General features: G+C 40.8%; 11 protein-coding genes and 2 tRNA genes. 6 read left to right on the top strand and 7 right to left on the bottom strand.

Going from position 1 to position 21673, the window contains the following annotated elements; translation table 11 throughout:
- Positions 1-318 precede the first annotated feature (318 nt).
- Positions 319-1509, top strand: coding sequence for a lipoprotein N-acyltransferase Lnb domain-containing protein (locus AWW68_RS02880; RefSeq protein ID WP_084375553.1), 1191 nt, complete (start codon positions 319-321; stop codon positions 1507-1509).
- Positions 1510-1804: 295 nt separating this feature from the next.
- Here AWW68_RS02880 and AWW68_RS02875 read toward each other — a convergent pair whose 3' ends face one another.
- The 7 genes from AWW68_RS02875 to mutS form a co-directional block, all read right to left on the bottom strand.
- Complete coding sequence (locus AWW68_RS02875) at positions 1805-3865, bottom strand: glycoside hydrolase family 97 protein (RefSeq protein WP_068216380.1); 2061 nt, start codon at positions 3863-3865, stop codon at positions 1805-1807.
- A gap of 57 nt (positions 3866-3922) precedes the next feature.
- The gene (locus tag AWW68_RS02870; protein ID WP_068216378.1) at positions 3923-4417 is read right to left on the bottom strand and encodes a regulatory protein RecX; all 495 of its coding nucleotides are present in this window, start codon (positions 4415-4417) and stop codon (positions 3923-3925) included.
- A gap of 40 nt (positions 4418-4457) precedes the next feature.
- Positions 4458-6728: a translocation and assembly module lipoprotein TamL gene (gene tamL, locus AWW68_RS02865; protein WP_068216376.1), complete on the bottom strand. Its 2271-nt coding sequence runs from the start codon at positions 6726-6728 to the stop codon at positions 4458-4460.
- A complete protein-coding gene (locus AWW68_RS02860; protein ID WP_068216374.1) occupies positions 6725-11725 on the bottom strand; it encodes a translocation/assembly module TamB domain-containing protein in 5001 nt (1666 codons plus the stop codon). Before AWW68_RS02860 ends, tamL begins: the two co-directional genes overlap by 4 nt.
- Before the next feature lie 200 nt (positions 11726-11925).
- Positions 11926-12009: transfer RNA gene (locus AWW68_RS02855), tRNA-Leu, on the bottom strand.
- Positions 12010-12086: 77 nt separating this feature from the next.
- A tRNA-Gly gene (locus AWW68_RS02850) sits at positions 12087-12159 on the bottom strand.
- Between the two features lie 93 nt (positions 12160-12252).
- The gene (mutS, locus tag AWW68_RS02845; protein ID WP_068216372.1) at positions 12253-14859 is read right to left on the bottom strand and encodes a DNA mismatch repair protein MutS; all 2607 of its coding nucleotides are present in this window, start codon (positions 14857-14859) and stop codon (positions 12253-12255) included.
- A gap of 271 nt (positions 14860-15130) precedes the next feature.
- Between mutS and AWW68_RS02840 the strand changes: the two genes are divergently transcribed.
- The 5 genes from AWW68_RS02840 to AWW68_RS02820 all read left to right on the top strand — a co-directional run bounded on the left by AWW68_RS02840 (position 15131) and on the right by AWW68_RS02820 (position 21640).
- Positions 15131-16045 carry a DUF4382 domain-containing protein gene (locus AWW68_RS02840; RefSeq protein WP_068216370.1) on the top strand — a complete coding sequence of 305 codons (915 nt, stop codon included), beginning with the start codon at positions 15131-15133 and terminating at the stop codon, positions 16043-16045.
- Positions 16046-16184: 139 nt separating this feature from the next.
- Positions 16185-18584 carry a hybrid sensor histidine kinase/response regulator gene (locus tag AWW68_RS02835; RefSeq protein WP_084375552.1) on the top strand — a complete coding sequence of 800 codons (2400 nt, stop codon included), beginning with the start codon at positions 16185-16187 and terminating at the stop codon, positions 18582-18584.
- A 34-nt stretch (positions 18585-18618) separates the two neighbouring features.
- Positions 18619-19965, top strand: a complete 1347-nt coding sequence (locus AWW68_RS02830) for a sigma-54-dependent transcriptional regulator (RefSeq protein WP_068216366.1) — start codon at positions 18619-18621, stop codon at positions 19963-19965.
- A gap of 161 nt (positions 19966-20126) precedes the next feature.
- Positions 20127-20696, top strand: coding sequence for a hypothetical protein (locus AWW68_RS02825; protein ID WP_068216364.1), 570 nt, complete (start codon positions 20127-20129; stop codon positions 20694-20696).
- Between the two features lie 26 nt (positions 20697-20722).
- Positions 20723-21640 carry a Cbp1 family collagen-binding glycoprotein adhesin gene (locus AWW68_RS02820; protein ID WP_068216361.1) on the top strand — a complete coding sequence of 306 codons (918 nt, stop codon included), beginning with the start codon at positions 20723-20725 and terminating at the stop codon, positions 21638-21640.
- Positions 21641-21673: the final 33 nt, after the last annotated feature.

The following is a 21673-nucleotide window of genomic DNA, read 5'->3' as shown; positions in this document are numbered from 1 at the left end:
AACCTTGAACCTGATGTTGCAACGTCTAAGTCATTCTGAACGCAGAGAAGAATCCTATCCAAGCAGAAGAAATACATCGTACATGGTTGAATAAGATGCTTCCCCCGATACTTCTGGGCCTCAGCATGACGGTAACCGAAGCTACATTGTCGCACTGCCTTTGTTCATCTTGTGACCAACAAACGTATTCAAATGTGTCTCCGAATACTTGTTGATAACACCAACAAGGGCGAGTTATGCTTATTCGTGAAAAAGGGGAAGAGCAAAATTGAGTCGTATATTTGCAGCTTTAATCTGGAAAAGAAATAGTTTTAATCTATGAAGCTCAACTTACTACTGCTTGGCCTAATTTTTAGCTTGAACCTGTCGGCACAATTTGCACAACTTTCAGAAGATGCAGAGGTAAGTTTAATCACCGTGGGGCCGGGGCCTACTCTGGTAGATTGCTTCGGCCATAGTGCCTTGAGAGTGAAAGACCCTGCACTGAACTTAGACAAGGCCTATAACTACGGAATTTTCGACACTACAGAAAGTGGTTTTTATCTACGCTTTGCTGCTGGCACGCAACAGTACATGGTTGCTGCCTACGAATTCATCCGCTTTTTCGATAACTACAGAAGCCAAAACCGTTGGGTAACAGAGCAAGTACTGAACATTAACCTAGAAGAAAAACAGGCCATTTTTGAGTTTCTAGAAAACAATATTCTACCTCAGAATAGACTCTATCTATACGATCAGTTCTTCGATAACTGTGCTACTAAGCTCAGAGATATTCCAAAAAGTGTTTTGGGAGATAGGCTTGTTTTCAATGATGATCACATTACAGAAGAGGCTACTTACAGAGATTTGGTCGATGAAAACTCATTCAACCACCCCTGGATGGATCTTGGCATTGACATTGGTCTTGGCAACGTGGTGGACAGAAAAGCTGATGTAGAAGCTAGAATGTACTTGCCAGATTATGTGCTTTCTGGATATAACCACGCTACCATAAAGCGCAACGGGCAACAGGTGCCAGCCATTAAAGCAACCAAGCAACTATTCGAATCTGATTATTATGAGCAAAAACAAGAGAAGTTAAGCCCGACTTTGCTGTTCTCTGTAATAGCCTTGATTGTCATTATTCTGACGGTTAAAGATTGGCTTACCAAGAAGCGATCTCGCTGGCTCGATTTCACCTTGTTCTTTATCACAGGACTCATAGGCCTTATTGTTTTACTCCTATGGGTGGCTACTCATCATACTACCACCATCAACAACTTGAATGTACTTTGGGCTTTCGCTCCTAACCTCATTATTGCCTTTTTTATGGTGAAAAAGGAGCCTAAGAAATGGTTGATGGTATATGCTCGTTTTCTAGTGATCTTACTTATCGCTATGACATTCGTATGGATTGGTAAGTTGCAGGTTTACAACACTGCACTTATTCCTATGATGATTATGCTCACTGTACGCTACGTTTATCTTTGGCAAAAAGGGCTTGGAGGAACTAGAAAAAGGGCTTTTTAAGCTATTTCTCAAAGTCACCAAGTAAACCGGGTTTCCGTCTCCTACTTTTGGCAAAGCTCTAACGAAGACAAGGATAGGTTCTGTGACTGGTGAGGCAGCAACGTCTAAGTCATTCTGAACGAAGAGAAGAATCCTATCTAGTATTATAACCACTGAAACAGACTACGAATTTCCCTTGCGCAGCTTGATAAGATGCTTCCCCCGATACTTCGGGGCCTCAGCATGACTGTGACCGAAACCTCTTTCTATTATCAACAAATTAATCAAAACACATGCATAGGAATGGTTGTCTGTTCTACAGCGCCTTAAACCTTACAGCAACGCCTCCACCTCGGGCCATTTTCAGCGTTAGCTTGTCTTTTTTAGTCACTATCCGCTTTTCAATCTCATATGCTGCCTGATTGGTCTCAAAATCTGCATCAGCAGCATCTTTATAAATCTGAGCTTCGTATTGAGCTCCATTTTGCAAAAAGTCTAGACTAACTTCCAGTTCTCTGGCATTCTCATCTGTTAGGCCACCCAAGTACCAATCGAACTCATTTTTGCCTAGCCTGGCCATCACTATATATTCGCCAATTTCAGCAGCCAGCACTTTGGAGGCATCCCAATCGGTGGGTACATCTTTTATAAACTGAAAGGCAGCCTCTCCCTCGTAGTGTTCAATCAGGTCGGGGGCCATTTGTACAGGACTGTATACTACTACGTATTCGGCCAATTGATGAGCCAAAGTGGTGGGCACATAAGCCCCCTCTTTGTATTCATTCAAGTTCAGCTTAAATAGGCCTGGTGTATAGTCTATAGGGCCACCGAGCATTCTGGTAAAAGGTACAATGGTGAGATGCTCTGGCGGATTGCCTCCACCCCAAGGGGAATTAAACTCCGAGCCTCTGAGTCCTTCTCTGGCCATCATGTTTGGGTAAGTTCTTCTTAAGCCAGTGGCTTTAATTGGCTCATGCGCAAAAACCATTACCTCAGATTGAGCTGCTTTTGAAAGCACTTTTCTATAATGATTCACCATCCACTGGCCGTGATGGTATTCGCCTTCGGGAATAATTGGCCCGACATATCCTGTTTTCACTGCATGGATGCCAAGGTTTTGCATCAATGCATAAGCGGTGTCTAATTGTTGTTCGTAAGTTCTAGGTGCGGCAGATGTTTCGTGGTGCATAATAATTTCTACTCCCTTTTGCTTACCATAAGCTACTACCTCTTCTAGATTGTAGTCGGGGTATGGTGTTACAAAATCAAATACTCCTTCTCTGTCAGGAAAGCCTATCCAGCGTTCCCAGCCAGTATTCCAACCTTCTACTAAAACACCATCGAAGCCATGTTTGGCAGCAAAATCTATGTACCTCTTAGCTTTTTCTGTGGTAGCACCATGCTTGCCACTGGCCATGTCCCAAGAAGAAGTTTGTAGGTGCATTTCCCACCAAATACCTATGTATTTACCAGGCTTTATCCAGTCGGTATTCTCTAGTTTGTTGGGCTCATTTAGGTTTACAATCAGCTTAGATTCAATTAGGCCTCCAGCTTTTTCAGCTACCTGAACTGTTCTCCATGGGGTTGAAAAAGGTGCGTTTACTTTCGCCTTCCATCCGTTTAATTGGGAGGGTACTAAAGAACTGGTCAAAGTTCTCTTATCGTCTTCAACCCGGAGGGTCATTTCAGAATAATTGGTTAATGAAGCCTCGTGAATACTGATGTGCAAACCGCTAGCGGTTTGCATAGTAAGCGGTGTATTCACAGCATGCCTTTCCATTATGGTAGAGGCGGCTAGCAAACTGCTGTCTACCAAAGAAGAGTCAATTTCGCTTACTTTGGTGGTTTTGTAAAGGTGCTCGTAGCTGTCGTAATCTGCAGGAATCCACCAAGCCGTATGGTCACCTGTGAGTTTGAACTGACTGAACTCATCATCTATTATTAATTCATCTACTCCTTCTTGTGGAGGAAATTCGTATTTGAAGCCCATGCCATCAGCAAAAAGCTTGAAATGAACATTCATTAAAAGGTCGTTTTTCTTGCTACGGAAGTAGAAGGTATAGGCCTTATGGTCATCAATTATAATTCCGTCTTCACCCCAAAGTGGGTTCCATGGTCTGGTATTTCTTGTGCTGTCTACTCTGAGCAGCTCCATCTCTTTTCCCAACAAACCATATTCCCTAAGTTCAAGGCCTAAAGTGCTTTCCAGTAAAACCGGATTGCCTTGAAAATTCATGATGTAGGCCAGTTGACTTTCTGAGTTTTCAAAAAGCTGAACGGAAACAACCTCTTTTGGAGAAGTGAGTGTTATGGAGAACTTTTCGCCCCCACATGAAAACATTAACAACGGTAGAAGTAAAAGAAAAGCTTTCTTCATGACTAGTCAATTTGACGTCAAATCTAATACAAAGCAGTGTTCGTTCAGCGGGAGAAACTAATCCTTAACGATTTGTTCAACTGCTTCGCGAATGAGGTCGGACTCAAAGCCCTTGGCATATAAATGTTGGGTCAGCTTGCCTTTTATAATGTACGGAGAGTTGCCGCTGAGCTGGGCGTACTTTTTTTCCGTATGTTCTAGCAGTGCCTGCCAATAGTCTTCAGGATCTATCTCTTCCATGCCTTTTCTAATACAGTATTCGGAGATTTTATGAGGCCTTAGGCTTTGGAGAATCTTCTGCTTTCCCCACTTTTTCATTCTAAACTTACCACCAATAAAGGCTCTAGCAAATCGCTCTTCATTAATGAAGCCCTCCATAATGAGCTCTGTGAGTATTTCTTCCACTTCATCGAAGTGCAAACCATAATCATAGAGTTTATCGCGAACTTGCTGTTGAGATCTTTCCTGATAGGCACAAAAATCTGCGGCCTTGAGCTTGGCTGTTTTTCGATCGTATGTCTTTTTAGGTTTTTGCCTATCGGAATCAAACATTGGGTGAAATTACGAATTCGCAGCAATTAGAAGACTCTAGCTAGAAAGGATAACCGATTGCGAAGTTGAACAAGAACTCCTTAAAGTCTGCAGAGAATCGCTCTCCTCTAGGCAAATAAGGCTTGTTTAGCGGAGTAGCAAGGTCGAATCGGATTACAAAGTTTTGAATATCTACTCGCATACCTGCACCAACTCCAACTCCTAGCTCATTCATAAAGTCTGAGCTAAATTTTCCTCCAGGCAGGTCAGAGTTCTCCTTGGTGAGCCAAACATTACCAGCATCGGCAAACAAGGCTCCTTTTAAGAAGGAATAAATAGGGAAACGGTATTCAATATTGGCCTCCAAACGAATGTCTCCAGACCTGTCGAAGAATGAGCCCTGGTCGGCATCTGAAGGATTATAAGTTCCTGGCCCAAGCGATCTGGTTCTGAAGGCACGAACACTAGACGGTCCACCAGAAAAGAATTGCCTAGCGAAAGGTAATGTTTCCGAGTTTCCATATGGCAAACCATAACCGCCAAATAGCCTAGCTACTATTCGCTGAGAGCTACTCAATCTATAATTATATACAAAGTTAAAATCGGCTTTAGCATATTGGGCGTATGCTGTACCAAAAAGAGTCTCCTTGCCCTCATCATTAGTTTTGTTGCTGAGCAGATCTAACCCAGAGCCTGCAATATCTACATTGGCCACTAGCAAAATAGGGTTTCGTTTATCTGCAAGAGCGAGCTGATTCCAAACAAAAGTATAAGTAACACCAGCTATCAGCTGTTTTTGAAAGCTGCTTTGGAGAAACCTATTCTGATCTAAGATCTCTTGAAATTCAGGAGAAACATTAGACGTATTCACATAGTCTACACTGATCGGGTTAACCTCGTGATATACTGCCCTGTTTTTTCTCCAGTTATAGCCAAATCGAAGATTCAGCGACCTAAGGCTATAAAGTTCACTTCTGTCGAAAAAGTCGAATCCGACACTCATGTTTGTTTTAGGGACAGAATATAAATACCTATCATTTATATTAAACGGTAATAAAAGTCTTGGAACGATAAGTCCGGCTTTGAAACCAAATTGTGTGCTGCTCAGGCCGGTTGTAGTTCCTCCAGAACCAAGCTGAACCTCGTAGCCCAAATTCCCCGTAAGGTTGAAGGTTTCTCCACCTTTAAATAGGTTCCTGTTACTGTAGACCAAAGCCATAGCTGGGCCAGCAAATCCGTTCGACTTAGTTACCGCCTGAAGCTCTGCTCGCACCGACCTCTTCTTTAGCGGAGACAGAAATATGTTTGCCTTAAGTTTTAACGTATCGCTGGTAGTGTCATTAGGGTTAATGCTTTCGTAGCGGATGTTTACAAAACGATAGGCACCAATGGAAGAAAGTCTGCTGCTGGTAAGTCTGGAGGTGTCAGGATTATAGGTTTGGCCCTTATGCAACAAAATATAAGGCTCCATTCTCTTTGGCTTAAAAAACACTGGGTTCTGAATAAAATTGATGCCGTTTAGAGTGATAGTGTCATTTTCTGTCTTTTCCTGATTCAGAGAGTAGTCGGGAAAAACATTGATTTCTTCTAAAGTGTAAGGTAAAAGTGATTTTCTAGGTACATCATTTTTCAGTCTTAGAAACAGATCGAATTTTCGGTTGTCATACTGGTTAGTATCTGCTTCAAAAATCAGAAAGTCTTCATTAAAGTTATAGTAGCCTCTAGACTTCAGTCGCTTATCAATTCTCTGCCTTTCCGCCTTTAACAGGTCTAGGTTAAACCTTGCTTCTTCAGGTAAAAGAGTCTCGCTTAAGGTTGAATCTATTTCAACGAAGACGCTGCCTTTGGTGCTGTCTAGCTGATATGTTGCTAGCTCGTAGGGCTTTCCTAACTCTGCTTTGAAGTTAACAGAGGCTAAATGCCTTTTAATCTTTGTTTTGGATGAAACGTTGGAGTGGAAGAAGCCATTATTTTCCAAGCGATTGTCTAGTAGCTCTATAATTCTGGCAGAATCCAGATCGGAAAGGTAAACGGGCTCTTCTCCAAACTTCTTATTCAGGTATCTGATGATGAACCCGGGTTTTTCGCGCTGTGCTTTATAATGGTAAAGTAGCCCTAATCTCATGCCTAGAAAAACGGAGTTGGGCTGAGGTTTGAGAACAGCATTTAGTTCACTTGATACCTCACCTAAATCGCCACGCTTTTCTTCTGACTCCATGCTAACACTGGCCGAGCGTAGCAAGTATTTGTCTTCTGGTACAAAGCGCCTAACACTACAAGAACTGATGAACGTAAGGGCAATAAGTAAACCAATGGTAGCTTTTAGTTTCATTTGTTACCTCCCTTTTCTACTTCTTCTTTTACCTGCTTGGCCCAAAGCTCTTTAAACTTATTGAACTCGCGAGTGAATATTATAGCAATGCCCGAAACAGTAAGTTGGCCATCTATTACGCCTTCATATTGGTTTTTACTAAAACCTTTTAGGCGGAGTCTTTTATCTTCAGTCAGCAGATATTCCAAGCTAATGTTTCCAATTATTGGTGTGCTCTGAGAAGCGTTTTGCGTTCCGGCCACATCTACTTCGCTACCTACCTGAACAATTAAGCGCTCATTGAATAGCTGTTTTCTGGCCGTTATTCCTAGCTGAGTTTGAGCTGGCGCTCCGGTACTATCACTTCTGCTGTTTAGGTCGAAGCCAACATCTACGGCACTTCCAAACACCTTGTCTGAATAGGTGTTGAGCTGGCTGCTCAGTACTTTGTTAACGTTGTCCATGGCTAAAGAGGCTGGCCCACCATTACTTCCATCACTTCCTGAACTTGGGAAAAACCGATTGAGCACCAGCAAGGAGAATACCTGTTTGTTCAACTCCTCTTCTTGGTTGTTAAGCTGTTGTACTTGCGAGTAAACCGAACCACTGAGGGCTCCTCGGTCGTCTTCAGGCATATCTAAACTGAAAGAAATCTGCGGACTTAGCAACTGCCCCTCTACATTGATGTATACCTGAAAAGGTAATCTTTCTTGATATGAACTTTCCAATGCGGTGCCTTCGGCAGAAGTTTTAACGGCCATTAATGGACCAGCGGAAGTTTCTACATCGTACATAGCACGAACATCTAAATCTGCATCGTATGGATCGCCACCCCAAGAAATGCTACTACCAGAAACAATCTGAAACTTTCTTTGAACTAGGTTGAAAAGGTTGGCTTCGTAATGTCCTCCACTTACCTCATACTTTCCAGAAAGGCTTGTTCGACCATTTGGCTCTAGCGATAGATTGAAGTCGCCATTGCCTTTTACCAACAAATTATCGCCTGTAGTTTCATCGATAATTATTTTGAACTCAGAGTTTTCTCCAATGGTAAAGTTGGTTTCTACATCGTATCCGGAAAGTGATGCCGCTAAGGCAGAAGATTCGGCTTGGCTAGTACGTGTAAGAATATTGTCTGGGTTCTTTTTATTCACAAACACCACTACGCCATCTCTTTCCTTTAACTCGGCCTGAGATTCTGGAATAATGAAGGTAAGGTTGGAGCCATCAATAATCTTTAGGGTACCACGCACGCGAGGCACTTCCAAATCGCCAGTAATATCTAAATCAGCATCTAGACTTACATCGCCATAAAATAGGTCACTATCTTCTGCAGTAGAGTTGACTACACCAAAATTGTTGGCTACCAGTTTTAGGTCGAAACTAGGGTTAGTCAGACTTTCCGTAAGAATATCACCATCTAGGCTAAAGTCATTACTTTCTCCGTCTGTAATCACAAAGTCGTTCAGGTACAGGCCAGCGTTATTTACTTCTAGCTGTTCATTGGCAATTCTGAAAGTTGAATTCAGCTCATTCACTAAAAACCCTACCTGATTAAAGGCCAGTGTTCCATTGTACTGAGGATCGGTTGTAGTGCCTGAAATTTCTACATTGGCAGATAACATTCCTTCAGACTCTGAAAGCGCATCATTAGAAAGGGCTTCTACGATAGACATATCTAGCTTGGATAGGTCTAAGTCTAAAGACAAATTACCGCCTTCTTCCGCAGCGGTATAGCTTCCCACCAAACCTAGTAGCATGTTTTCTCCCATTATAGTGAGTTTGGCTTCGTACTTATCTGAGCCAGCCGCTGAGGCATCTAAATTCATCTCACCAAGCGGAACATCCAAGGTGGCTAAGTCTGCAATATTTAGGTCTGCCGTTATACCATAGCTTCCGAATGGATTTTCCAAAATGACATCACCATTAAGAATTCCAGCTGCTAGCGGTTTTTCAGAGTTCAATAAGCTAGTAATAGTGGTTAGGTTGAAGTTGCTAAAAATGGCTCCTACATGTTCTCCTTCATGATTTGGTAGAGAAGTACCCAGTGTAATTTTCTGTTGGCCGTTAGATAGTTCAAAGTTTTCTACCCTCAGGTATTCGATAGCATAGCTAATTCGATTTCCATCTAAAATTTGCCACTCTTTACTATCGAAAACCAAGGTGTCGGGAGCAATAGTAAACTGAAGTGTATCTGAATTGATCCGTACTTCGGAGCCTACATTGAGCAGTGTGCTCTGATTCTCCTTTACCGTAAGCCGTGAGTCTACAAAACCATCGTCTATATAACCTTTGAGCATGGTTTCATCTATCTCAATTGAGCCAGCACTTACACCTGCCCAGCTCAGAAGAAAATCTAGTCGGTTGTTTTTGCCATTTAGCTTTAACTGAAGGCTATCTAAAGCACTTCCCTGATATTGGATATATGGAGCCAAAAGCTCGGCTGTAATGGTGTGGTCTTGTTCATTGAAGTTGAGGTCTAAAGAGATGGAATCCATCCGATCTAGCTTTTGTAAAAACACTTCCGAAATAATTGGTGTCTGCCTGATCACCATATCCATATTCAAAACGGTGTTGTTATCGATGGAGTCTGTAGAAACAGTTTCGGGCTGATTTAGGTAGTACTCTAGCTCACGCTGAAATACTGGAATAATCTCATTAAGGCTTCTATTGGCTGTAATTTTAGAGTCTATAGTATTACTCTGAATATATACATTCAGGGTGTCTTGAGCAGATTTAGCTTTCATGCTGAATCCACCAAAATTATAAGCTTCTTGATTGTAAATAGCCACTCCATCATTAAGGCCAGCTTCAATATCAAAGTTAGCCTCATTACCTACGTAGCTTGCTTTGAGCTCAAAAGCTGTACGAATATTGGCTTGCGTAAGGCCCATTCTAAATAAGTCGGCACCTTTAACTGTAAGCTTGGTGTTTACTTTAGGAGACACCGAATCTAGCGCCAACTGTGTGAGCATGGTCATGTCTAAATTCTCATCTTTGAATGCCAGTTTTACATCACCTTCTCCGTTTTCTAATGCTCCAGAAATTTCAAGGTTAGAGAAGTCATAGCCGTTGTAGGTAAGCCTTTCAAAGCTGGTAGAAAGTTTTGCATCTAAATCGGAGAGTTCGGTACCACTTCCTTCTATTTTCATTGCAAAAGAGAGTGTATCGAGTTGATCGTTTTGAAGTAGTGTTCTGAGCTGAAGGTTTTCCGCTGATAAATCAGCTTTGAAGGCCAGAGGTTCAGACTGCGAAAAATCTCCGTTGACTGAGATATTACCTAGCGATGTGTTCAATCGGAGGTCGGCATTGGCAGAATTTAGGCTGGCCGTGGCATTGCCTTGTAACCTTAACTGTTTCGGCAATTCAAGCCCAAGGCTATCTTCTTCAATGAACTGAACTATGTCTTTTCTGGCGGAACGAATATCGATGTTTTGTAGTGAAGCTTTGAGCAAGTCGGTATCCGTTAGGTGCTGAATGCGGCCAACAAAATTAATGTCTGTAGAATCACCCCAAACCAAACTAAACTTGTCAATGCTTAGGTCGCTTACCTTTCCCGCAATAGCTAGTGAACCAATAAGCTCCTTGTTCGAAAGCTTTTGTAGGTACTCGTTTTTGGCCAATGCGGGGCTAAAAGCAGAAAACTCTGTTGGGTCTAACTTCAACCGATTAAGGTATAAGTCTAGATTGGCCAATTCTGGTGAGTTGATGAGCTGGTTGATTGAGGTATAGCCCAGTACAATGTTTCCTGAGAGGCTATTCTTAGGGGTGACGAAAGCTAGATCTTCAAGCAACAGCTCACTTTCATCGACTGATAAATCGAAGGCAAAGCTTTGAAGCATTAGGCCGCTTCGTTCTTTAAAAGCTAGGTTGTTGAGCTCAAAATTAGCTTCGTCTGGTTTTAACGAAATGTCTCCCGCTTTAAATATGAGCCCTTGGAGATCAATCCATTCTGGGTTGAAAACTCCTGACTCCAAATAAGTATTTGCCGTTTGCAGGGTTAGCACATTATTGGCTAATGAGATATTTTTCGCTTCCACATTCCAATCAGGCCATTCAAATGCTGTAGGTTGTGTTGATGTTGCAGTTGCTTGGGCCTCAGATTGGTCTGCTTGCGCAGCTGTTTGTCTATAAACTACCTTCGAGTTATTCAGCGTCAGTTCATCGAGCACAATCTTCTGAGTATTTAAATCGGCTAAAGGAAGCTCTAAGATCAATTCTTCAAGGTCTAGTTCAGCTTCGGTAAAGTCTGCAAGCGATTTATAATTCAGCCTCACATTTTCCAGATTTAACAGCCCAACTGCTAATTGAGGAAGCTGCATTGCTTCGTTACTTTCTTCTGTGGCTTGAGTAACCTGAGCTTTTTTGTTGAGCTCGTAATTTACTCGGGTATTGGAAATTGAAAGTTCATCCACCTCAAAGATGAATTTATCTAGGTCTAGGGTTTCTACCTCAAGTGCTAAACTCCCCAGTTTAAGTTTTGCCAGCATTCCCTGCGGTTCATCTGCATAAATCAGATCGAAATTGTTGAAATAAACATTTCCGATGTTGATTTCAGGAGCTGTAGTAGGTGTAGTGTCTGTGACTGTCGAATTTGCAGGACTGGCAAAAGCATCTATGAGGAACTGATAGTTAAAACTTTCGCTTGCTTCAGGTCTAATTACTCGTGCTTTCAGTCCGTTCCAATCTACTTTTTTAATGTTGATTTCATCTCCCTTAATGAGAGGAAGCAAGCCTACAGCAACCTCTAATGCCTGAGAATAAAGTAAGGTATCTTGATTTTGGTCTTCGAGATAAAGGCCTTTTAGGGATAGATTTCCAGAAAAGGTGAGGTAGAGTTTGTCTATATCTACGTTTGTTCCGGTTTTGTCTTCCACAAAACTCACCGCCTTGTCTACAATAATGCCTTGCCCCCACGGGCTACGAATAAAGAGCACTAAAAGTGCGAAGAACAGGAGTAAACCAATGATTACTCTGATCAGAATTCTTAAGGCGCGGTATTTAATCAGTTTCTTCAAATGGAGTTTCAACTAAAAAGTAACCTTGCGGATGAGACAACCGGCAAAAGTCTTAAAACTATCAAAGTGGTGCTTAGGTTTGAGCAAACGCAGTTTTTCATTCTAACGGCAAATTTCAGAGATAATGTGCGATTTTACTACAGAATAGCATGGGTAGCTTAGAAAAAACAAAAGCCCCGTCAAAACTGACGAGGCTTCTGTACCAGAGGCGGGACTTGAACCCGCACGACCCGAAGGTCACAAGATTTTAAGTCTTGCGTGTCTACCAATTCCACCACTCCGGCTGCAACTACTAGGTAGTTGTAAATTCTTGAATTGGTTTAAAACTAAAAAAGCGTGAAAACACGCTTTTTAGCTTCTGAGCGAGAGACGGGATTCGAACCCGCGACCCCGACCTTGGCAAGGTCGTGCTCTACCAGCTGAGCTACTCTCGCTTATATTTTCAACCCTTTATTTCGCTCTTATTGCGAATGGGAGTGCAAATTTAATGAAGGGGTTTGAATTTGCAACGGCTGATCGAAAAAAAATTACTTTTTTAATTTCCCTTTGATCTCATTCAGCTTCAAAAGTGCTTCTACAGGCGAAATAGTATTAATATCTAGCGACTCTAGAAGCTCTTTTATTTCTTTAAAAGTTGGATCGGCTTCGAAAAGAGTCATCTGATAATTGTTTTTAGGGATAGATTTCATCTTCTCGCTTTCATTGTTCCGAATCTTATCTTTCTCTAAGTGCTGCATTATTTCTGCTGCGCGAATGACCACCTGATTTGGCATTCCGGCCATTTGCGCCACATGAATACCAAAACTATGCTCACTTCCTCCCTTCTTTAGCTTCCGCATAAAAATGACTTTGTCGGCCACTTCCTTAACGGAAACGTTGTAGTTTTTAATTGCAGGAAAATCTTCTTCCAGCTGATTCAACTCATGATAATGCGTAGCAAAAAGGGTTTTAGGCTTGAACTTCTCATGATTGTGTAGGTACTCTACAATAGACCAAGCAATGGAAATACCATCGTAAGTACTGGTTCCACGACCAATCTCGTCCATCAAAACTAGCGACCTGTTCGATAGATTGTTAAGAATGCTGGCGGTTTCAGTCATTTCTACCATAAAGGTAGATTCGCCCTTAGACAGGTTGTCGCTTGCTCCAACCCTGGTGAAAACCTTATCAGTTATGCCCAAATTGGCTTTAGAGGCAGGTACATAGCTTCCCATTTGTGCCATTAGTACAATGAGAGCAGTCTGCCTAAGCAAGGCCGACTTACCGGCCATGTTTGGTCCTGTAATAATGAGTATTTGATGGTTGTGATCGTCTAGCGAAACATCATTAGGTACGTAAGATTCACCAACTGGCAATTGCTGTTCAATAACAGGGTGGCGACCTTCATGAATGTCTACTACCATTTTATCACTCATCTGAGGTCGGCAGTAATTATTTTGCTTAGCCACCAAAGCGAAAGAAATGAGGCAATCTACCATGGCAATGTATCTGGCGTTCTGCTGAATTTTAGATACGTAATCAGTAGAGTATGCCACTAACTCTTGAAAAAGCCTGTACTCAATTACCTTATACTGATCTTCTGCACCAATAATTTTCTCCTCGTATGTTTTGAGCTCTTCGGTAATGTAGCGTTCGGCATTCACTAAGGTTTGCTTGCGAATCCAGTTTTCAGGCACCTTGTCCTTATGCGTGTTGCTTACCTCTAGGTAATAGCCAAATACTTTGTTGTAGGCAATTTTAAGCGAAGTAATACCAGTGTTTTTGATTTCTCTTTGCTGAATCTGGATGAGGTAGTCTTTGCCGCTAAAGGCAATTCCTCTCAATTCATCTAGCTCCTCATCTACTCCTTCTTTTATAATGCCACCTTGGTTAGCGTGCATTGGAGCATCATCCTTAAGCTCAGTGTTAATCCTTTCAACCAGTTTTTCGCAAGTGTCTAATTGATCGGCTAGGTGGGCTAGTGCTTTTACATTGGTGTTGGCTAAATAGGCTTTTACGGGGCCAATGTTCTCTAAAGACCTTCTAAGCTGCAATAGCTCTTTAGGGTTTATTCGGCCAACGGCCACTTTAGAAATTAATCGCTCTAAATCATTTATCTGCTCTAAATGTTCTGCCACCTGGTCTCTTAACTCAGGGTTTTCATAAAAAGCATCTACAACAGATAGTCTGTCTTCAATTCTGTTCAGCTCTTTAAGTGGAAGCACCATCCAACGCTTCATTAGTCTAGAGCCCATTGGTGTAAGCGTATGGTCTAGCACCTCTATGAGCGGAACTCCTCCTTGGTGCTGTGGATGAATTAGCTCAAGGTTTCTGATGGTGAATTTATCTAGCCAAACATATTTATCTTCTTCCAGACGGCTAATTGTAGAAATATGGTCTAGCTCTTTGTGCTCAGTGTCTTCTAAATAATGGAGCACACCACCAGCCGCTACTATAGCCAACTTCATGTCTTCTACTCCAAAACCTTTAAGGGAAGAGGTAGAAAAATGGTTGGTCAACTTTTCATAGGCAAAATCATAGGCATACACCCAGTCGTCTATGTGGTAAGTATTGAAGTTGTCTCTAAAATGCTGTTCGAAAGCATTGCGCTGTGCTTTTGAGAAGATGAATTCTGAAGGGTTCAACCCCTGAATTAATTTGTCTATGTAATTAGGGCTCCCCTCTGCGGCTAAAAACTCCCCAGTAGAAAGGTCTAAAAAGGCTACTCCAACGGTATCTTTGCCAAAGAATAATGAGCAGAGATAGTTATTGCTCTTCTGCTCAAGCACATTATCATTATATGAAAGTCCAGGAGTTACCAATTCGGTTACGCCTCTCTTTACAATGCCTTTTACAGATTTTGGGTCTTCCAGCTGATCGCAAATGGCTACCCGATTGCCAGCCCTGACTAATTTGGGTAAGTAAGAATCTAAAGAATGGTGCGGAAAACCTGCGAGTTCTATATGGCTAGCAGCTCCATTGGCTCTTTTTGTAAGAACAATGTCTAAAACTTTACTCGCCTTAATGGCATCTTCTCCAAAGGTTTCATAGAAATCGCCTACTCTGAAAAGTAAGAGAGCGCCAGGGTACTTTGCCTTAATGGCATTGTACTGTTTCATCAATGGAGTTTCGCTGGGAGATTTAGCTTTTGCCATGAACCGAAAAATGAAAATTAAGTATTAGTCTGATCGTCAAAAATAGGAAAATCCCTTCGCCTTACGAATGATGTGGGCTTCAATTCTTACAACTCCTAAAGCTTGTTCGCCATGGCAGGTAATTGTTTTCAAAATGAAAGAGAAATTCTCTCAATGATAGAAAAATACAACTCTGCTTACTTGTAAAACATTGGTTTTCAGTTTTTTAATTCAATGGCACTAGTTTGGGATAAATAGTGGCACAACAATTTGAAAACTAAATTCCATAACAATGAAAAATTTAAAAACATTAATGGCAGCGCTAGTGGTAACCACTGGTCTGATTTTTACTAGCTGTGATGACAACGATAACGAAATGGACGGACAAGGATCTGTTCGTGTAGAAGCAACCGATGCAGCAGTAGATGCTCAGAATATTTCTGGAGTGTATCTATCTGTTGAAGAAGTACAAGTTATTGCCAATGGCGAAGTAAAAAACACTATTACTTTCGATCAGCCTGAAGAGTTTAACCTAATGGCTTACCAAAATGGTCAAACCAAATTATTAGGTGAAGCTACAGTAGACGCTGGTACTTATGACGAGATTAGATTGATGCTTACTAGTAATGCTCAGGCATGGGTAGAGTTCACTGACAACACCACTCAAGAAATAAAAGTACCTAGTGGTTCATCTTCTGGTTATAAAATCATGGGTGACTTTGAGGTGTTAGCTAACGGAATGTCTGAAGTAGTTCTTGACGTTGACTTGAGAAAAGCTCTTGTGAAGAAAGGTAATGGTGAATTTAACCTTAGACCAACTGCAAGACTTGTATCTAAAGCAGAAGCTGGATCTATTCAGGGTAATGTAGATATGAGTGACTATTCAGATGCAGATAAGGTAGTTGTTTATGCTTACCTAAAAGGAACATATGATGATTCTGAAGCAGGCGAACCAGCTGATGGAAGTTCAAGATTTGAAGGGTCTATCAACAGTGCAGTAGCTACTTCTACAGGTAACTTTACTTTGGCTTTCATGCCAGAAGGTGAGTATGAAATTGTAGTTGCAGAGTATGACGAAGAAACTTTAAGCAACGAAACTAACTTTGAAGCTGCTACAAAAGTACAAGTAGAAATTGGAGGAGAATTGATGTCTGTATTCAATGTAGAGGCAAGAACTACCTTGAATCTTTTGATCGATATCTTCTAATACCAAACATAAATTGAAAGCTCTGTCTTAAATGACAGAGCTTTTTTTAAGATCAAAATAACAATCGTACAGGTTTCACGGTTAATTTTGGTGTAAGTGTCAATTTTTTAAAGTAACCACTACCATCAATTTTAACCTCATGAATATTATTAACAGAAGGACACTCGCTTGGACGATTAATTTGGCTCTGCCCATAACCACTATTATTATCATGATCATGGGGTACAAAGCATACTCCAAACTAGATCAGATGGTAGATGAACTGGGCGAGAGCGCTCAGCCAAACTACAACCTCATTGTGCTCAATGAAGTGTCCTTCTACATAGATGAAATGGAGAAAGATATTGACACTTACAGAACAGACCCAAAGCCAGGACTTCTAAAGTCCTTCAACAATGCCCTAGACGAGAGTCTTTTCCTTATAGATTCTCTAAAGCAGAACATTGAAGATGAAAGAGTAAAGAATCTATATGATTCACTCTCATCATTGGTGAATCAATGGGCTAAAGTGCAAACCCAAATAGGAGCTATTAATTCAGATATTCTAGAGAGCACACTAGACGATCTGGCTGAAAAAATTGAAAGCATTCCTCAAACCATTGAAGAAGATACTATAGAAGAAGAACCTAAAAAGGGCTTTTTTGGAAAGTTGCTGAGCAGAAAGAAAAAGGATACTACGCAAGTGCCAAAAGAATCTAGCCGAATTCGTCAAGAAATACTTGACGAGCTTGTACAAGCTAGAACTGCAAGTGAGAAACAAGACAAAGAAATTAAAAGAAAACTCAGTAGCCTTAACGAGGAGGCCGCAGAGTTACAAGATGAAATAGTTTATTTAATAAATGAGTTACAGCTTATAGAGTTAGATAACGATAACCAGAAAGTTGCTAAGGCCGAGGTAATGGCTAAAGACACTAACCAAGAGATTGTAGTATTCTCCACACTTACAAGCTTGCTCTTGGTAATTACCATAATCACTCAAGTCAATTATTTAGCTAGAAATAAGAAATATCAAAACGCTTTAAGATCGGCTAAAAGGAATGCCGAAGATTTAGCTCATGCTAAAGAAAGATTTTTGGCCAATATGAGTCATGAAATAAGAACTCCTATGAACGCCATAGCTGGTTTCACTAATCAGCTGCTTAAATCAGACATGTCTCCAGAGCAAAAAGATCAACTAGAGGTGGTTAAGAATTCTTCTGACCACTTAATTCATTTACTCAACGACATTCTGGACCTATCTAAGCTTCAGGCCAATAAGGTTACTTTAGAGAAAGAAATCTTTGATGTTAAGTCTACACTTTTTGAGGTGATAAGAATATTTGAAGATAAAGCTTCTGCTAAAGGCATTAAGTTAAAAACCGAGTTTGAGTCTGTGCCTAAGTATGTAAATGGAGATCCGCACAGGCTACGTCAAATGATGACTAATCTTGTCTCTAATGCCATAAAATATACAGATGAAGGCTCTATTACACTGAGTGCATCGATTCACGAAAAATCTGGCAAAGACGTTACGCTCAGACTAGCAGTAAAAGATACGGGTCTAGGAATAGCTAAAGAGAAGCAAAAGAAGATTTTTGAAGAGTTTGAACAGGCTAACTCTTCTGACCAACGACAAGGTACTGGCTTAGGTTTAGCCATTACCAATATGCTGACTAACCTGCACAAAGGAACCATAGAAATGGAAAGTGAAGAAGGTGTGGGTACGGAAATTTCCCTTTACATCCCATATCAAATTGGTAAGCTAGACAAGACGGTAGATAACAATAAGCCTGAGGAGGAAATTAAACTATCGGACTTGAAAATCCTTATTGCAGATGACGAGCCTTTCAACCTAAAGCTTTTAGAAGCAGTTTTCAAACACCATGAAGTAGAGCTTATAAGTGCTAATGATGGTACTCAAGCACTTGAGGCACTAAAGAATGAGAAGTTCGATATTGCAATTCTCGATGTAAAAATGCCGGGCTACAGTGGATTTGAAATTGTAGAGAAAATCAGAAACAATGGTTCCGTCAACAAGAAGAGTCCTATGATGGCACTTACCGCAACTATTTCTAACTATGAAAGAGAGCTGAGTAAGACATCTGGATTCAACCACATAATGAGAAAGCCATTCGATGAGCAAGAATTCTTAGAAGTAATTGAAACATTGACCAATCCAGAAGGAAGAGATAAGTCTATTCTCAACGGCAACAAATCAAAAAAGGTAAATGCTGAAAACCTATATGATTTAAACACTTTGAAATCTATAGGAGACCAAGATTTTGTAAATGAAATGGTGAGTACGTTTAAAACGAGTGCTACAAAAAGCCTTAAGAACTTACGGAAGGCAACCGATTTAGAAATTAGAACTGGCATTAGAGAAGAGGCACATAAAATGCTTCCTCCTGCTAGGCACCTAAGCGCATACGTATTGGTAGAAGCTATAGAGAAGCTTCAATCTATGGCCGAAAAATCTTCTTTTGAAGATATTGACAGGCAAATAAATAAAGTAGAAGAAATCTACTCCTTAATAAAAGATGACCTAGACTCTAAGGTATAATTGACCACTGTAGAACCTTTAATTTTTCACGAACATGACCAGTAATTCTTACACCATATTCGTTGTCGATGATGACGATTGGTATAGAAAACTTTTAGTATATACCCTAGAGCTGAACCCCGATTTCAATGTTAAGGCCTTTGAAGACGGGGCTTCGTTGTTAGAGGGCATTAAGAAAGAAAAGCCTCAGGTGCTTACTTTAGATTATCGCTTGCCTGACACCAATGGCGAAGAATTACTCAAGAAAGTATTGAGTGTTTCGCCTAATACCAAGGTAATTGTAATTAGCGACCAAAGCGAAATTGAAACAGCAGTAAACCTGCTTAAAATTGGTGCTTTCGATTACATTACTAAAACCAAAGACATCAAAGAGCGCCTACACAATGTAATTAGACACATTCGTGAGCGATCTGATCTAGAAGATAGAATTGAGGAGCTTCAGACAGAGGTTCAGGAAAAGTACGACTTTCAAAACTCCATAATAGGACAAAGTGAGCCGTTAAAGCGAGTCTTCCACCTAATCAAGAAAGCCACTACCACCAATATATCCGTTATAATTAACGGAGAAACGGGTACTGGTAAAGAAGTGGTGGCCAAGGCTATTCATTATAACTCCAATAGAAAGGACAATGCTTTTGTGGCCGTAAATATGAGTGCCATACCCAAGGAGTTAGCAGAAAGCGAACTTTTTGGTCATGAGAAAGGAGCCTTTACAGGAGCTGCCAGTCGGCACATTGGTAAGTTTGAACAAGCCAAAGGCGGAACCCTATTCTTAGATGAAATGGGAGAAATGGATAAGACGCTTCAGGCCAAAATACTCCGTGCGCTTCAAGAGAAAGAAATAGTAAGAGTAGGTGGAAAAGAGAACATAAAGATAGATTGTAGAATTGTTGCCGCTACTCACCGAGACCTTTTAAGTGAGGTAAAAGAAGGAAACTTCAGAGAAGACCTTTACTTCCGTCTCTTTGGTCTTACTATTGAGCTTCCGCCACTGAGGGAGCGCGGCAAAGATATTTTACTTCTAGCTAAGCACTTTATAAGCTCATTCTGTAAGGAGAATGGCATGCCTGCGAAAAAACTCAGCTCAGAGGCTAGTAAAAAGCTCATGGGTTACGGCTATCCTGGAAATATTAGAGAGCTAAAATCGGTGGTAGAACTAGCTGTAGTGATGAGCGAAGGCGATACTATCACTGACAATGACATATCCTTTGGTACTAAAGACATTGTGGCCGAATTCTCTGGAGAAGAGATGACTTTGAAGGAATATAACCAGCGCATTGTAAAGCATTATCTTAAAACGTATGACGATGACATTAAGCTGGTAGCCCAAAAGCTAGACATAGGACAATCCACTATATATCGAATGCTCAAGGAGATGTAGAACGGTAAAAAACCTTATCAATCTGAAAAAAAGCCTCTCAAAAAAAGAGGCTTTTTTGGTTTTCAAGAATTTATTCTTCTGAAAACCAGTCATTTACATATTGTTTTCAAACTGGTTTCATTTTGGCATTTAAAGCCAATCAGAATCGAAAACCTTAGAAAATGAAAAAATCAGCAATAACAATACTTGGAATATTCGTCATGGTAGTTGCCCTGATGAGTACAGCAAACAAATTGCAAGCTAGCACCGGAACTCCAGTTAACGATACTACAGGAGTACATGACCCAATGCTTCAGGTGGCCAACAATTATGGCATCAATGCTTTGGGTATAAGAGCCATTGGTACCACAGGTATCACTTACAAGCACTTTAACGCTCGAGGAAACGCCTTCGAGGCCATTCTTGGGTTCGGATACAACTCTTTTAGCATTACTGGTTTGTCAGAAAAATATGCTTCACCATTCGATACAGACATTGTAGACATGTACTACGGGTTTGGTGGTCACGTGGTGTTTCAGTCAGACTCTAACTTAGGAGTAGATAGAAACCGCTTTGACAATGACGATGATGAGTTTGGTGTGGGTGTAGACTTCATTCTTGGATTAGAAATGATGATTCCTGATACGCCTCTGGCTTTAAGCTTAGATATAAAACCATTCTTCGAAGTAGCAACAACAGGTAACGCATACTTTGGTATAGACCCTGGCTTCGGAGTAAAAGTATTCTTTTAGAAAAGACACTCTATAAATCATAAATCATGAAAAAGAGAACTTTAAACCGAATAAAACTGCCGGTAGCGCTGATGCTTGGAGCAACAGTTGTGCTAAGCAGTTGTAATCAGAAAGACGAACAGAAGATTGCAGAACAATCTGATGAAATAGAAAGAATTGAGCAGGCACTTGCCGAAAGAGATTCTACCTATAACAAATTAATTGCCATGCTCAACCAAGCAGAAAGCCAAGTGGCCGAAATTGCTGAGAGAGAGAACTTAGCAATCAATGCAACTAGCGAAGGTAACAAGAGCGAAGACCAGTTAGTTACTGAGCTTAAACTAATCGATGAACTAGTAAAGGAGTCTAACCTTTCTATTCAAAGATTGAAAGCCGAAGTGAAAGAGAGCAATATTGAAATCAGTGCGTTTAAAACACGCATAGATCAGCTTTCTGCTGCTTTAGATGAGCAGAGAAAAACCATTACTTCTCTGAAGGCAGAGTTAGCCGATAAAAATCAGGAACTACAAGTTTTTGCAGTAAAGTACGATTCAATCAAAATTGAAACTGTAAGTCAAAAACAACTTATTACAGAGAAAGAACAGGAAATTGACTTACTCACTGATTACAACAATAACCTTAACAAGGTGCACTATGCTGTTGGCAGCTACAGAGACCTTAAAGAGCAAGGTTTGGTAGATAAAGAAGGTGGTTTCTTGTGGATTGGTAGAACCATTGATTTAAAAGCTTCCGCTCAGGCAGAGAACTTTATAGAAACCGATATTAGAGAGTTTTCTGAGCTAAAAATTGAGGCAGACAGATTTGAGTTGGTTACCGAACACCCTGCAGAATCTTATACCGTAATTCAAGATGAGCTAGACCCTGAGGTAAAATACATCAAGGTGCTAGACGCGAAAAAATTCTGGGAACTTTCAAATTATCTCGTGGTCACTACCAAGGGATAATCCTAAACATAAATCGGTGTGGTCCGCCTTCGG

Source organism: Roseivirga spongicola, assembly GCF_001592965.1.
Lineage (GTDB): Bacteria > Bacteroidota > Bacteroidia > Cytophagales > Cyclobacteriaceae > Roseivirga > Roseivirga spongicola.
This window is presented reverse-complemented; position numbering and strand designations above follow the sequence as displayed.